A 14,939-nucleotide genomic window follows, 5' to 3' on the forward strand; every position below is an offset into this window, starting at 1 on the left:
AACTTCTTTTTATTTTCTTAAATAGCCAAATCAAACTTCAGCTGCGGCTTGACTGGATCATAGTCAACCAACTCAAAGTCTTCCGCTTTGATATCAAAGAAATTGGTCCCATCTGGCACATTCAAGACCAAACGTGGTTGACAGTTTGACGGCTCACGACCAAGCAATTCCTGAGCTTGTTCAAACTGATTATCATAGATATGGAGGTTGTTGATGAAGTAAAAGAACTTTCCAACCTTCCAACCAAAATGCTTGGCAATCATCATCTGAAGAGCCACATACTGCATAGCGTTGATGTGGTGAGCAACTAGCATGTCATTAGAACGCTGGGTCAAGGTTGCATCCAGATAGATTTCCCCATCTACTCGACGGACATCAAACATGGTCTGAAAGGCGCATGGAAGAAGGCCATCTGTCTCCTCAAATGCCTCATAATCCCAAAGAGAGATGATATTACGGCGATTCCAAGGGTTAGCCTCCAACTGCTTGAGAATCTTATTAATGATGTCGTGTTTCTTAACGACCGCCCCATAGCGCTCACCAATAGTTCCCGTATCTCCCACTTCCCAGTCATTCCAGTAGTGAACATTGTACTTGTCATTGAGCACTTCTAGGCTATTTGACTGGTCTTGGTAAATCCAGAGAACTTCTTTGATAGCTGATTTGATGGCAATTGGACGTAGGGTTGTAATGGGAAATTCACCCTTTGACAAATCATACTCTGCAAAGGCACCCGTTACGTACTTGGAGTTGGCAACAGTCCCATCCTTGTATTTGGGACGTGCTTGTTCAGAAAAGACACCGTCTTTGAGGATTCGTTCAATATTCTCTTTAAAAATCGTATCTGCTTTTGTCATTCTCTCTCACCTCATTTATTGTCCTAACTAGTATAGCATAAAAAAGAAAGGAGGAAAATCACTAGCTTTGAAGTAGTGTTTTTCCCCTTTTATTATCTTATTGCAATACAAGTGATGCTGCTCCGATAACTCCAGCGTCGTTTCCTAGAGTTGCAAGAGCTAGCTTAGTTGTTGTGCGTACTTGTGGGAAGGTGTTTTCGTCATAAACCTTTTGAACGCCTTGAAGAAGGAATTCTCCCGCAGCTGACACCCCACCACCGATAACGATTGTTGAAGGGTTGAGGATGGAACCGATGTTGGCACAAGCGATCCCCAAGTAACGTGAGAAATTACGGTAAACGATTAGAGCAAGGTCGTCTCCCTCTTTTGCCAAATCAAAGACAGTTTTAGCTGTTACTTCTTCACCGTCGTCAATCAAGCGTTTCAAGGTCGCATCGCCTTCGTATTCATCCGCATAGCGACGAGTCAAGTTGACAATCCCTGTTGCCGAAGCAACTGTCTCCAAACAGCCTTTTTTACCGCAAGTACATGCGATTGGTTGGTCAAAGTCAACAGTGATGTGACCAAGCTCACCAGCAGCACCAGCAACACCGTGAAGCAATTTGCCTTCTGCCACGATACCGCCACCAACACCTGTACCAAGTGTCATAAAGACAACGTCTGGTTGGTTGTCACCAGCGCCCATCCAGCGCTCACCAAGAGCAGCTACGTTGGCATCATTATCGATGAAGAATGGAATACCCAAGGCTTTTTCAATCTTTTCTTTAATTGGTTGAAGGGTTTTCCAGTTTAGGTTGTAGGCACCGATAACAGTCCCTTTTTCACGGTCAACCACACCAGGTGATCCCATTCCAATGCCTCGGAAATCCGTAGCTGACAATCCAAGCAAGTCCAAACGATGCTGAATAGACTCAATCATATCGTCTACGATATGGCTTCCCTCGTCCAAAATATTGGTCTTGATAGACCATTTTTCTTGGATTTCTCCCTCTTGAGTTAAGATTGCAAACTTGACAGATGTCCCACCAAGGTCAATCCCAATAATCTTTTGACTCATCGTCTTCTCCTTTTTAATTGAAAATGCTTACAGATATAGTATAACAAAATCGTCAACTTTGTGCAAAGGTTTGCGTACTAAAAAGCCAACATTACAACATCTAAAAATAGTTCACTATTCAAAATGATTAGTCATCAAGATGTTGAATCGCATAATTAGCTTCTTCTTTTGTAAATTCACCAGTAAAATATGAGGATGAGAGTAGTCTCTCATGAATTTCTGTTTTTGAGAGGTTAGTATATTTACGATAATTCCTTGCTGTAGCTAAGGCATTCGCCTTATAATCTGCATACAAATGATCGATAGTGTATTGTGCAACATCACTATTAAACCCAAAAAGAATTAATAACTTATAAATTCTTTGTTTTGAATAATGATTCCTATTATAAGTTTTTGCTTCATTTAAAGCTGCAGTGTATGGATTTCCATCTGTTGACTTTGGTAGCCATAGACCATTCGGATCAACATAATAACGACCACCGTCTACCCACTGACTTTTAGCCATCCTACCATCTGATTTGAGATAATAATTTCCTACCCATGTATTACGAGCGTAACTGCCTTCGGATGTTAGATAATAGTAAGAGAGGGAATCTGTGTGATAAATCCATTCATTCTTAGCCATCTTACCGTTTGATTTTAGATAATAATTTCCTACCCATTTGTTACGTGCGTAGCTACCTTCTGCTGTTAGATAATAATATGAAGCGTAGTTCTTGTCATAAACCCACTCAGCTTTAGCCATCTTTCCATCTGATTTTAGATAGTAATTACCTATCCACGTGTTTCGAGCGTAGCTGCCTTCTGCTGTTAGATAATAATAGGAGCCATAGTTTTTGTCGTAAATCCACTCACTCTTAGCCATCTTTCCATCTGATTTTAGATAATAGTTGCCTACCCATGTGTTTCGAGCGTAGCTACCTTCTGCTGTTAGATAATAATAGGAGCCATAGTTTTTGTCATAAATCCATTCATTTTTAGCTCTCTTCCCGTCTGATTTGAGATAGTAATTACCTACCCACGTGTTTCGAGCGTAGCTGCCTTCTACTGTTAGATAATAATAGGAGCCATAGTTTTTGTCATAAATCCATTCACTCTTAGCCATCTTTCCATCTGATTTAAGATAGTAATTACCTACCCAAGCATTTTGGGCATAGTTCCCCGAAGCATTTAGATAGAAATAAGAATTAGCTTTTTTATCAAAAATCCACTTACTAGTGACTTTTTTCCCATCTTGATAGTATGATGAGCCTACCCAACCAGACTGAGCTGAAGATTTAGACTTATCCTCCTTAGGAGTTGGATTTTTAGGTTTTTCAGCAGGATTTTTCGCTGGTGTTTTCGATTTCTCAGCGGGTTTTTCTGCTGGTATTTTTGGTTTCTCAGCAGATTTTTGCGCTGGTGTTTTTGGTTTCTCAGCAGATTTTTGCGCTGGTGTTTTTGGTTTCTCAGCAGATTTTTGCGCTGGTGTTTTTGGTTTCTCAGCTTGATTTGACGCCGAAGTTGTTTTCTCTTTTACAACCTTACCATTTTTAGATGCGTCCTTTTCTTGAGCAGAAACATGCTGAGTCGAAAAAGGAAAGTCTCCAGTTGTATCTGCAAATGAAATAAGTCCCAGTGTTGCAGTTGCTAAGCTGGTTACTAAAAATTTTTTTGATTTTTTCATAAAAATCTCCACTGTTTTTAATTATTTATACCTATAGTATACCATATGCTTAATTTTTCTTTCAAATTAAATATTAAATATTCTCAAATAAATCTAAAACTTAATTGAAAAATCCATAGTTATATCACTTCCAACTCATACAAACCTCTGACTGCGTTACAGCCATAGACAGCTTCTGTTTGGTTCAAGTCCGCCACAGTCAAGACTTTTTCCTCTACCTGTCCTGTTTCCAACAAATGCTGACGATAAATTCCTGGCAAAATTCCTAGACTGGTAGGCGGTGTGTAGAGTTTTCCAGCAATTTTTAGAACTAGATTCCCGATAGAGGTTTCTAATAGCTCTCCTGCTGCATTATGGTAAATGATTTCCTGCTCTCCTAGGCTCAAATGCGGTCGGTGAGTGGTTTTGAAGTAGGTAAATGCTTGTTGCAAATCCGCTTTTTGCAGACAAAGTTTGGCTTTGCAGAAGCTTAGACTGAGGGGTGTTAAGATTTGGCGACTGAGTTCTATTTCTCCAGATTTATTGAGAGAAATTCGCAAACGGTAGTCTTGATTAACCTCACAAGATTGACACTCTTCCTCTATCTTTTGTCTCAGTTCTTCTGGATCAAAAGGATAGGCAAAATAACGACTCGCCTTTGTCAGTCTTTCCAAGTGTTGATCTTCAAACAGCAGGCTCTTCTGACTGATTTTCCCCGTTGTAATCAGTTTGAAACGAGCTTGTTTACGATAGAGAACAGCCGCCTTTTGATGAACTTCACGGTATTCAGACTCCCATGTACTATCCCAAGTAATCCCGCCTCCAACTCCATAAATGGCTTGACCCTTGTAAAGTTGAATGGTCCGAATGGCGACATTGAAAATTCGTCGTCCATTTGGAAGCAAGAGACCAATCGTTCCGCAGTAAACTCCTCTGGGTTGTGGCTCCAAGTCCTTGATAATCTCCATGGTCGCAATTTTTGGAGCTCCCGTTATGGAACCACAAGGAAAGAGAGAACGGAAAATTTCAACAAGGTCAATTTCCTCTCGCAACTGACTCTTGATGGTCGAAGTCATCTGCCAAACAGTTGAATACTGCTCTACCTGACACAGACGCTCCACGTGCTCGCTGCCCACTTCAGAAATACGGTTCATATCATTGCGCAAGAGATCCACAATCATCATATTTTCAGAGCGATTTTTAGGATCCTGCTCCAACCAAGCTGCCTCTTTCAAATCTTCATCGTCAGTCAGACCACGTTTAGTTGTTCCCTTCATTGGACGAGTCGTTAATTCTCGGTCATTTTGCTCAAAAAAGAGCTCTGGGCTCATGGAAATCACTGCCATCTCATCATGTTCAACATAGGCATTGTAGCCCGCCTCCTGTTCTACCACCATGCGATTGTAGATGGCAAAAGGATTGGTACTTAAGTCTTGCTTGAGTTGGACGGTGTAGTTGACCTGATAGGTGTCCCCCTGACGCAAATGATGGTGAATCTGGGCAATAGCCTTTTCATAGTCCTCAGCAGATGTTACTTCCTGCCAATTTGAAGGCAGATCTACTTCCTCATAAGTCAGAGGAATAGGGGATGTTTCCACCCTATCGTGAACAGTAAAGTAAAGCAAGTACTCACCCAGTAGAGGAGTCTTGTGAACTACTAGTTTTTCCTCAAAAGCAGGCGCAGCCTCATAGCTGACATAACCCACGACATAATAGCCTTGCTCTTGGTAGCTTTCCACTTGTGCCAGCAAATCTGCTACTTCTGCTAAATTTCTCGTTTTTAACTCTTTAATCGGCTGGGTAAAGGTGTATCTCTCGCCCAAAGCTCTAAAATCAATCACTGTTTTTCTATGCATACCTTTAGTATAGCATAAAAAAGCCGGTCTAGAACAGCTAAATCCAGTTTTGTTTACTGATTTCTATAACGAAAAAATTCTCTAAGTTACTTTTTTCTACATTGAAGTGCTTTTAACAAGAATTCAACAACAAAAACAGAGAGAGTCTTGGTTTCTATACCCTTACTCTCTCTGTCTTTTACTGTTCAGAAATTAAAAATTGATTTGAGGTTTTAATGATGCATACCGTTTCTTTGACATCTAAATCATCCGTATACAGAGAATGATGTTTCTCACTATTTTTAGCTAAGAATTCATTTCTTGCTTGGATTGATAAATCGCCTGTTCTCTCAATTTCTTTCCGAGAAGAATCCCTATCTTTCAAGGTTTCTTCTTCTGCCATTAGGACACAATATTTTAGCTTAATTTGTTTTGCCTTTAAGAAGGCTGCAATTTTCTTCAGTTGATCTTCAAATATGACATACTCTATCACGACAGTAATACCACGATCCAAGAAATTATTGGTCAGACTGATGATATTATCCCAGAACAAATCCATGTAAAATCCATCATCTTTCCAAGGAGCTACGAGACCACTTTTTATCATTAAGTAAATCATATCCCCCTCTATAACTGCACTTTTGTTAAAAGAATAGGCCAACTCTTTGCTGACAGTGCTCTTTCCAACACCCGGGGGACCCGAAATAATATAAACACAATTTTCCACTTTAACCTCTATATACTTGTAATGTCTCTCTAACTTATGATCATTCTCCGCCCACTTATGACTTTCTTATGAAGTCTTCTGGATACTGCGCACGCGCACCTCCAATTAATTTTGGACGACTTGCGAGAGCCGTTACATGGGCGTGCCCAATCTCACGCAAAACTGGTCGAATCGGAACCTGCACATGCTTGACATGCATACCAATTGCGGTATCTCCGATATCCAATCCAGCCTGAGCCTTGATAAATTCAACCTCAACTGGATCCTGCATAAACTTGAAAGCTGCCAACTGACCTGAACCTCCTGCATGAAGAGTAGGAAGGACACTGACGATTTCCAGACCAAACTGCTCCGCCACCTGACGTTCGACGACGAGGGCACGATTGACGTGTTCACAACCTTGAACAGCTAGATGAATTCCTTCCCCTCCCAGTATATCTAAAATCGTCTTCACAATGATTTCCCCAATTTCTTGGCTGGATTCCTTGCCAATCTGACCACCTATCACCTCACTAGAAGAAAGGCCCAAAACAAAAATAGCTCCTTGCTTCAGATTAGCTTTTTCTAATACATCTTTTACAATCTGGCTTGTTTCTCTTTGAATGTCTTTTTCCGTCATACTTGATACCTCTTTTGTCACTATCTATCATATCTTTTTTTACTGATTTTATCAAGGCGAACTGATCAATCTGATTTTTCAAAGTAAAACTCCCAGAATGAACTGGGAGTTAACTAGTTTCTATTCTATTTATGTATATTTCAACCGTCGTTCCTTTTTCGGGTGCATAATCGATCTTCATCTGATAGTTTTCGCCAAAATGAAGTTTGAGCCGTTGGTCAACATTTTGAAGGCCAACTCCCCCACGTTTGAGTTGACTTTGACTACTATCACCAACATCTTGGAAGCCAACTCCATCATCCTCAATGCGGATGACTAGTCCTGAATCCTTTTTCTGGACAGAAAGTTTAATATGGCCCTGACCTTCCTTTTCCTTGATGCCATGATAAAGAGCATTTTCTACTAGAGGTTGTAACACCAGCTTGGGTAAGACTAGATTATCAAAGGTAGGATTTTCATCAATTTCATATTCCAGCTTATCGCCATAGCGTTGTTTCTGGATAAAGAGATACTGGCGGACATGATTGATTTCATCAGACAGGCAAATCAAGTCCTTTCCTTGATTGAGTGCCAAGCGGAAATAGGTCGCCAAGGACTTAGTTACCTGAACCACTCGCTGACTGTCCTGAAATTCAGCCATCCAGATGATAGTGTCAAGGGTATTATAGAGGAAATGCGGATTGATCTGACTTGATAGGGCTTGAAGTTCATACTGACGGGTCGTTTCTTCCTGTCTGCGAACATCTGCCATCAGCTGATCAACTTGATCCAACATGGCATTGAACTGGCGAGTCACCTCTCTCAGTTCATAGGCACCAGCTTCCTTGGCACGCAGATTTTGAGATCCAGAAGCAATTTCCAGCATGGTATCTCTCAGGTCCTTCAAGGGGGCAATCCAGCGCTTGAGACTGAACCACACCAAGCAGAGACAGGCAAGAAGAGATGTGACACTAGCCCCAAACAAGGTCCACATGAGTTGACTCCGAACCTGGTCTAACTTCTCCAGTGAAGACACGCCAAGGACCGTCCAATCAGTTCCAGCAATCTTTTCCTGACTGACGTAGGATTGGTGGTCTGGAGTATAACCCTGCCCTGTCTCAATATAGGGTTTCATGGCCTCCATTTCGCTAGATGAGCTATAAACTGTGTGTTGAGGATGGTAGACAAATTCATGGTTTCCATTGATTATAAAGGCAAAGCCCTGCTGACCCAACTGGAGTTGGTTGAGGTAAGTTTCCAGAGTTTCGTAGGAAATATCCAAACGAAGCACGCCCAGATTAGCTCCCTTTGCATCAACAAGTTCTTGAGTGACAGAAATGACCCACTGGCTGTCTGATTTACGAGCTGGGGTCAAAATGGGCTTAGCCCCCTGATGAATAGCCTTTTGGTACCAATCCTCAGCCATCATATCTGAGGATGTTTTCATCTGCACAGTGTCATCTGTAGAAATGATCTGACCGGATTTGGTCACCAGCACAACCGTTTTCAAATCCTGGTCTGCCTTTAAGATGGTCAAAAACAAATCTCGGATTCCCTTGACCTTGTCTGGACTGGGATTCTCAGCATAGGCTAGGACATCCGTCTGCTGGGTCAAACTAGTCGAGGTTGTTTCTAATTTTTTGATATAAGACTGGATAAAGTGACTAGCCTGACTGATAGTCATTTGGCTATTGCCTTCAATGGTAGCCTCAATGGCTGAAGAACTAGAGTGATAGTAGAAAGTCCCAACCAAAGCTAGGAGAATGAGAAAGACCAGAAAAATGGAAATAACCATTCTGACTAGGAGAGAAGAACGCTTCATCGACCTTCTCCCTTCTTAAACTGACGAGGCGTCACACCCGCAATCTGTTTAAAGCGTTGGGTAAAGTAGTTCATATCTTCAAAACCAACCTTCTCTGCGATTTCATAAATCTTTAAATCCGTTGTCAAGAGCAAGAGCTTGGCTTGTTTGACACGTTCTCGCACCAAATAATCCTGAAAAGGCATGCCCAGCTCTTTCTTAATCAAAGAACTCAGATAAGTCGAACTAAAGCCCAAGTCACTGGCCAAGGTCTTTAAACTGAATTGGCTATCAGATAGATGAGACTGGATTTTCTGGGCCATATTTCCTTCAAACTTGGCAGTCAATAAACCTTGTAACTGCTCTTCCTTTTCTTCCTGATCTAGTTTTTGCTTGATTTTCCCCAACATTTCCTCAATATCCTGACGAGAAAAGGGTTTGAGCAGGTAGTCATCCACACCTAGTTTGACAGCAGACAAGGCATAATCAAAATCATCGTAACCTGTCAAAAAAGCCAGATGAACCTGAGGATAGGTTTCTCGGACCAGGCTGGCCAACTGGATGCCATTTAGCTGAGGCATGTTGATATCGGTTAAAATGATGTCTGGCACCTGCTTTTGAATCAATTCCCAAGCCTGCCTTCCATTTTCAGCCTGACCAATGATTTCCATATCGTAGGCTGCTACATTGACCAGCTTGGTCAAGCCTTGTCTTACCAGATACTCATCTTCTACGATTAAGATTGTGTAGGTCATGCTCTGCTCCTTTGTCACTTACTAGTATCAGTATAGCAAAATTCTCCTCTAACTGCTTAGGAAAGACTTCTTAATCGACATAATCTAGTAAATAAGCATAGCCTTTTTCTGCCATTTGGTCTTTGGGAATAAAGCGGATAGAAAGACTATTGATACAGTAGCGCAAGCCCCCCTTGTCCTGTGGACCGTCTGTAAAGACATGACCAAGATGAGAATCTCCAACTCGACTTCTCACTTCCATGCGCGTCATGTTGTAAGACTTATCTTCTTTGTAGGTGGCAACATCTGGACTGATTGGCTGGGTAAAACTAGGCCAGCCACAACCAGACTCGAACTTGTCCTTCGATGAAAAGAGGGGTTCGCCAGTTGCCACATCCACATAGATACCAGATTCAAATTTATCCCAGTAGCGGTTTGAAAAAGCTCGTTCTGTTTGATTTTTCTGAGTAACTGCATACTCCTCAGCTGACAAGGTCTTTTTCAATTCCTCATCACTTGGTTTGGGATATTTGCTGGCATCAATGACGGGATAGGCCGCCTGATTGACATTGATATGGCAGTAGCCATTTGGATTTTTCTTGAGATAGTCTTGGTGGTAATCCTCAGCCACTACAAAATTCTTCAAGGGCTCCTTTTCAACTGCTAGAGGTTGGTCGTATTTCTTAGCCACCTCATCAAAGACTTGATTGATTACCTCCAAATCCTTGTCATCTGTGTAATAAACGCCGGTACGATACTGAGTCCCCACATCATTTCCTTGTTTATTTTTGCTGGTTGGATTAATGATGCGGAAGTAATGAAGCAGGATTTCCTTGAGGGAAATTTGATTAGCATCATAGGTGACATGGACAGTCTCTGCATGTCCTGTTTGGTTGATCAATTCGTACTTGGTTGTTTCCCCTCTACCATTTGCATAGCCTGAAACGGCATCTGTCACTCCGGGAACGCGAGAGAAGTATTCCTCCACTCCCCAGAAACATCCCCCAGCTAGGTAAATCTCGTGCAAGTCTGCGTCTTTACTGACTTCTGTTTTTTTCACTGTTTTTCCTCCTTGGCTAACTGACGCTTTCTCAATTTGCGACGTATCTGTCTGCCCTGAATTTCGCATCAATAGAAAATAGAGACCGGTTATGGCTAGGAAAAAGATCCCTACCAAGACAAACAATTTTACTTTATCATTCATGATCTTTCTCTACCCCATTTCCTTTAATGTTTTTAAAATCATATCCTTATCCATAAAACCTGGTTGCGTTTTGACCAGCTTGCCTTCCTTGTCTATAAAGGCTTGAGTCGGGTAAGAACGGACACCATAACTTTCCAAAAGTTTGCCTGACGGATCAATTAAAACTGGAAAATTTTTATAATCTAAGCCCTTATACCAGTTCTTAAAGTCAGCTTCAGATTGTTCTCCCTTGTGTCCAGGTGACACTACCGTCAAGACCACATAATCATCACCAGCATCCTTAGCAATTTCGTCCGTATCTGGAAGGCTGGCTAGACAGATGGAACACCAAGAAGCCCAGAATTTAAGATAGACTTTCTTGCCTTTGTAGTCAGATAAACGATAGGTCTTACCATCTACTCCTGTTAGTTCAAAATCAGCAACCGCCTGACCTTTAGTCGCAGTTTGCGCACCAACTTGTTCTGTTTTGGTTTGCTCCTTCATAGTTGATTCGTCTGACATGTTTTTAGCCGAACAGGCTGCCAAGCAACAAATTGAGCCTACTCCAAGGAGACATGTTTGCCATTTTTTCATTTCTTTTTCCTCTCTATTCAAATAATGTAGTCAAAATGGAAGCATTTCCCAAAAGCACCAAGATTCCCATCAGGATAATGAGGAAACCACCCACTTTTTTGAGGATTCCGAGGTAAGGATGGAGTTTTCGGAAATGTTTCAAAACATAGCTGGAGGCGAGAGCTAGAACTAAAAATGGTAGCGCCAAACCCAGCGTGTAAACCAACATGAGACCAGCTCCCTGCCAAGCACCTGAGCCACCTGAAGCCGCTAAGGCCAAAACAGACCCTAGAACCGGCCCTACACATGGCGTCCAAGCAAAACTAAAGGTCAACCCCAGTAAAAATGCCTGACTATAGCCATTACCCTTTTGTCCCTGTCTCTTTAATTGTAGCCTCCTTTCCTTGTAGAGCCCCTGAAAATGTAAGACCTCCATCTGGTGCAAGCCCAAGAGAATGATAACCGCACCCGTCACATACTGAAACCAAGAGGCATACAAAAGGTTTCCTAAAAAGCCAGCTCCATAACCCAGTAGGATAAAGATAAAGGAAATCCCCGCTATAAAAGCCAGAGTTCGCAATAAACTAACAATTGAGATTGAAAATTTCTCGCTAGAAGCCTGAGCACCATCTTTATCATCCAACAAGACCCCTGCATAAACCGGTAATAAGGGTAAGATACAAGGAGAAAAGAAGGAAAGAATCCCAGCAAGAAAAACACTGATAAAAAAGAATACATTGTCCATATCTTTTCACCCTTCTTTCTTTTGATAAGTCTATTATAATTCCCAAGCCTAAGAAAAAACAGGGACAATGATAGGAAAAAATAGGAATTTAATCAGTTTATTCAGAAATATGGTACAAAAAAAGCCAGACAAGATCTGACTTTGATAGAAACAGAAAAGAAAATCACCTGTCTTCCCTACTTATCTGGTAATAAATAAGGTCCGCAACGTAGTCTTTTCTCTCAACCCCATTGGCAATAGTTTTTAGATAGGACATCCCCGCTTTTTCCATCACACGACCTGAAGCTGGGTTGAGACTGGCATAACGTGCTCTGACCTTTTGAAAGCCTGCTCGAGTAAAACAGAAGTCTAAGACAGCTTTCAAGGCCTCCGTCATCATACCTCGGCTCCAATAGTTTTTTCCTAAAATATACCCAATTTCACAAGAAGAATCATTCTCATCCATTGCAACGATGCTGATATCACCTATCACTTGCTCTGGGTTTTCTTTGAGACAAATCGCCCATTTGTAATAGTTGGGCTTGGCATAGGAGGAAACCCAATTGCGAATCGAGTTTCGAGTCTGTTCAACATTTAGGTGGGGAGCCCAGGTGACATAGGTCAGATTCTCAGCAGACGAAGCCCAATTTTGAAACATAGCTTCTGCATCGCTCTCCACAAATCTTCTTAAGTTCAAACATTCTGTCTGTAACATTTGCGTACCGATTTCTTTCATGATGCGACCTCGCTTCCTTATTTCCGTACTTGGGGTAAAAAGATCCCTCGAATCTACTCTCACTTTTTTATTTCAGGGTAAAAGGCTAAAAACCTCCACTGGAGGTTCCTCGTTTTCCCATATTTAGACTCGGGCTAAAAAGGTCCCCCGGACCTTTTTACTCCCAAAAGTCATCAAAGACGGTGATGGGTAAGTGACGTTTGTGTTGGCCTTTATGCCACCAGTTTTCGATCCTTGCTTGAGCTTCTGGGCTGATTGTTTTGCCTTCTAGGTAGTCATCAATCTCTGCATAAGTGACTCCGAGAGCGACTTCGTCAGCCAAGCCTGGCTTATCTTCTTCAAGGTCTGCGATGGGTACTTTTTCATAGAGGGCAGGATCTGCTCCAAGTTCTTTCAATAGTTGTTTTCCTTGGCGTTTATTGAGTCGGTAAAGAGGGAGAATGTCCGCACCACCGTCACCAAACTTAGTAAAGAAACCTGTGATATTTTCAGCTGCATGGTCTGTTCCAATGACCGCTCCGCTATATGCTCCTGCTAGCGCATATTGGGCAATCATACGACTACGAGCCTTGATATTTCCTTTATTAAAATCCGTCATTGGACTGCCTGTAGCTTCTACTGCTAAGGCCATGGCATCAACAGAATCTTTTATATTCACCACTAAACTGACGTCTGGTTGGATGAAAGCAAGGGCTTTTTGGGCATCCTCTTCGTCAGCTTGGACTCCATAAGGTAGGCGGACAGCAATAAATTTGTAGCTATCATCACCAGTTTCTGCTCGCATTTCTTCCATAGCTAATTGTGCCAAGCGTCCTGCTAAGGTTGAGTCTTGTCCCCCAGAAATCCCTAGTACAAAAGTTTTAAGGAAGGGGTGTTTTTTTAGGTATTTTTTTAAGAAGTCAATCGAACGACGGATTTCTTCCTGGGCGTCGATTACTGGTTTGACACCCAATTGCTGGATAATGGTCTCTTGCAAACTCATTCTTCTTCTCCTTCGCCAAGGGCTTCCTTGCGCATCTTATCAATCAAGTCCATCTTATCTTGCCAAATATCACGGGCCAAATCTACTGGATAGTGCTGTGGATTGAGTACCCGTTTATACTCATCCCAAAGCTTGTCAAATTCTTTGCGAGCATAGGCCTGAATTTCTGTCAAACTAGGCAAGTTGTAAACCAATTTCCCTTCTTTGAAGATGTCCACCAAGAGAGGAACAGCATCAAAATTTCGAACAGTCTTCTTAATGTAAGTATAGGTCGGATGGAACATTTTGATTTCTGTCATGCTGGCAACATCCACACCGTCATAGGTGATGTAGTCACCTTCTGACTTGCCTTTTTCACGACTGGTAATGCGCCATACCTGCTTCTTACCTGGTGTCGATACTTTTTCAGCATTGCTTGAAAGCTTGATGGTGTTGCGCATATGATCATTTTCATCTTCAATGGCTACAATCTTATAAACTGCGCCAAGAGCAGGCTGATCATAGGCTGTGATCAGCTTGGTTCCAACACCCCAGACATCGATCTTAGCGTGTTGCATTTTGAGGTTAAGGATGGTATTTTCATCGAGGTCATTGGAAGCGTAAATTTTGGCATCTGGATATCCAGCTTCATCTAACTGTTGACGAACTTTCTTGGAAATATAGGCAATATCCCCAGAGTCGATACGAACACCCTTAAAGTTAATCTTGTCTCCCAGTTCACGAGCAACCTGAATGGCAGCTGGCACACCGATGCGAAGCGTATCATAAGTATCTACTAGAAAGACACAGTCACGATGGGTTGAAGCATAAGCCTTAAAGGCCTCATAGTCGTTTCCATAAACCTGTACCAAAGCATGAGCATGAGTACCCAAGACAGGAATACTAAAGAGCTTCCCTGCTCGCACGTTGCTAGTTCCGTTGGCTCCACCAATCACGGCTGCGCGTGTTCCCCAGATAGCAGCATCCATTTCTTGCGCACGACGTGTTCCGAATTCCATCAAAGGCTCATCTTCAATGACCGAACGAATACGTGCTGCCTTGGTCGCTATCAAGGTTTGAAAGTTAACGATGTTTAAGAGAGCCGTTTCGACCAATTGACATTGGGCTAGAGGTCCCTCCACCTGCACAATCGGCTCATTAGCAAAAACCAAATCCCCTTCCTGAGCGGAACGAACCGTCAACTCCAACTTGAGATTTCGGAGGTAGTCCAGGAATTCTCCATGATAGCCAAGTGACTCCAAGTAGTCGATATCGCTATCTGAAAAACGCAAATCTTCAAGATATTGTACAATTCTTTCCAAACCAGCAAAAACTGCATAGCCGTTGTTGAAGGGTTGCTGGCGGAAATAAACCTCAAAAACCGCCTTCTTATTGTGAATTCCTTGGTCAAAGTAAACCTGCATCATGTTGATCTGGTACAAGTCTGTGTGCAAAGTTAAACTATCATCTGGATACATCTGTTTTCCTTCTTCCTTGTTTATAAGCCA

At 42.1% G+C, this 14,939-nt stretch carries 14 protein-coding genes; all 14 read right to left on the reverse strand.

What is annotated here, in order from left to right; translation table 11 throughout:
* Positions 1-17 precede the first annotated feature (17 nt).
* The 14 genes from DF216_RS01760 to DF216_RS01825 all read right to left on the reverse strand — a co-directional run bounded on the left by DF216_RS01760 (position 18) and on the right by DF216_RS01825 (position 14,909).
* Positions 18-857 carry a thymidylate synthase gene (locus tag DF216_RS01760; RefSeq protein WP_129325756.1) on the reverse strand — a complete coding sequence of 280 codons (840 nt, stop codon included), beginning with the start codon at positions 855-857 and terminating at the stop codon, positions 18-20.
* Between the two features lie 97 nt (positions 858-954).
* On the reverse strand, positions 955-1,914 hold the full coding sequence (locus tag DF216_RS01765) for an ROK family glucokinase (protein ID WP_093587129.1): 960 nt from the start codon (positions 1,912-1,914) through the stop codon (positions 955-957).
* A 127-nt stretch (positions 1,915-2,041) separates the two neighbouring features.
* Complete coding sequence (locus tag DF216_RS01770) at positions 2,042-3,580, reverse strand: Ltp family lipoprotein (RefSeq protein WP_129325757.1); 1,539 nt, start codon at positions 3,578-3,580, stop codon at positions 2,042-2,044.
* Positions 3,581-3,699: 119 nt separating this feature from the next.
* The gene (gene pabB, locus DF216_RS01775) at positions 3,700-5,415 is read right to left on the reverse strand and encodes an aminodeoxychorismate synthase component I (RefSeq protein WP_129325758.1); all 1,716 of its coding nucleotides are present in this window, start codon (positions 5,413-5,415) and stop codon (positions 3,700-3,702) included.
* Between the two features lie 178 nt (positions 5,416-5,593).
* Positions 5,594-6,121, reverse strand: coding sequence for an AAA family ATPase (locus DF216_RS01780; RefSeq protein WP_129325759.1), 528 nt, complete (start codon positions 6,119-6,121; stop codon positions 5,594-5,596).
* A gap of 55 nt (positions 6,122-6,176) precedes the next feature.
* Complete coding sequence (locus tag DF216_RS01785; protein WP_164978982.1) at positions 6,177-6,740, reverse strand: TIGR01440 family protein; 564 nt, start codon at positions 6,738-6,740, stop codon at positions 6,177-6,179.
* 109 nt (positions 6,741-6,849) lie between these two features.
* Positions 6,850-8,541 (reverse strand): cache domain-containing sensor histidine kinase, encoded by a 1,692-nt coding sequence (locus DF216_RS01790; protein WP_129325761.1) that lies wholly within the window; start codon positions 8,539-8,541, stop codon positions 6,850-6,852.
* Positions 8,538-9,275: a response regulator transcription factor gene (locus DF216_RS01795; RefSeq protein WP_129325762.1), complete on the reverse strand. Its 738-nt coding sequence runs from the start codon at positions 9,273-9,275 to the stop codon at positions 8,538-8,540. The genes DF216_RS01790 and DF216_RS01795 overlap by 4 nt, the downstream gene beginning before the upstream one ends.
* A 70-nt stretch (positions 9,276-9,345) precedes the next feature.
* Positions 9,346-10,458 (reverse strand): peptide-methionine (R)-S-oxide reductase MsrB, encoded by a 1,113-nt coding sequence (gene msrB / locus DF216_RS01800; RefSeq protein WP_129325763.1) that lies wholly within the window; start codon positions 10,456-10,458, stop codon positions 9,346-9,348.
* 9 nt (positions 10,459-10,467) lie between these two features.
* Complete coding sequence (locus tag DF216_RS01805; protein ID WP_129325764.1) at positions 10,468-11,031, reverse strand: redoxin family protein; 564 nt, start codon at positions 11,029-11,031, stop codon at positions 10,468-10,470.
* Between the two features lie 13 nt (positions 11,032-11,044).
* Entirely contained in the window at positions 11,045-11,755 is a 711-nt protein-coding gene (gene ccdA2, locus DF216_RS01810) for a thiol-disulfide oxidoreductase-associated membrane protein CcdA2 (RefSeq protein WP_061453428.1), read from the reverse strand.
* Between the two features lie 163 nt (positions 11,756-11,918).
* Complete coding sequence (locus tag DF216_RS01815) at positions 11,919-12,470, reverse strand: GNAT family N-acetyltransferase (protein WP_061453427.1); 552 nt, start codon at positions 12,468-12,470, stop codon at positions 11,919-11,921.
* A gap of 157 nt (positions 12,471-12,627) precedes the next feature.
* Positions 12,628-13,452, reverse strand: coding sequence for an ammonia-dependent NAD(+) synthetase (gene nadE / locus DF216_RS01820; protein ID WP_129325765.1), 825 nt, complete (start codon positions 13,450-13,452; stop codon positions 12,628-12,630).
* Positions 13,449-14,909 (reverse strand): nicotinate phosphoribosyltransferase, encoded by a 1,461-nt coding sequence (locus DF216_RS01825; protein ID WP_129325766.1) that lies wholly within the window; start codon positions 14,907-14,909, stop codon positions 13,449-13,451. The genes nadE and DF216_RS01825 overlap by 4 nt, the downstream gene beginning before the upstream one ends.
* Between the last annotated feature and the right edge of the window lie 30 nt (positions 14,910-14,939).

Origin of the sequence: Streptococcus oralis (genome assembly GCF_004127215.1) — a bacterium.
In the GTDB taxonomy this organism is placed as follows: domain Bacteria; phylum Bacillota; class Bacilli; order Lactobacillales; family Streptococcaceae; genus Streptococcus; species Streptococcus oralis_BD.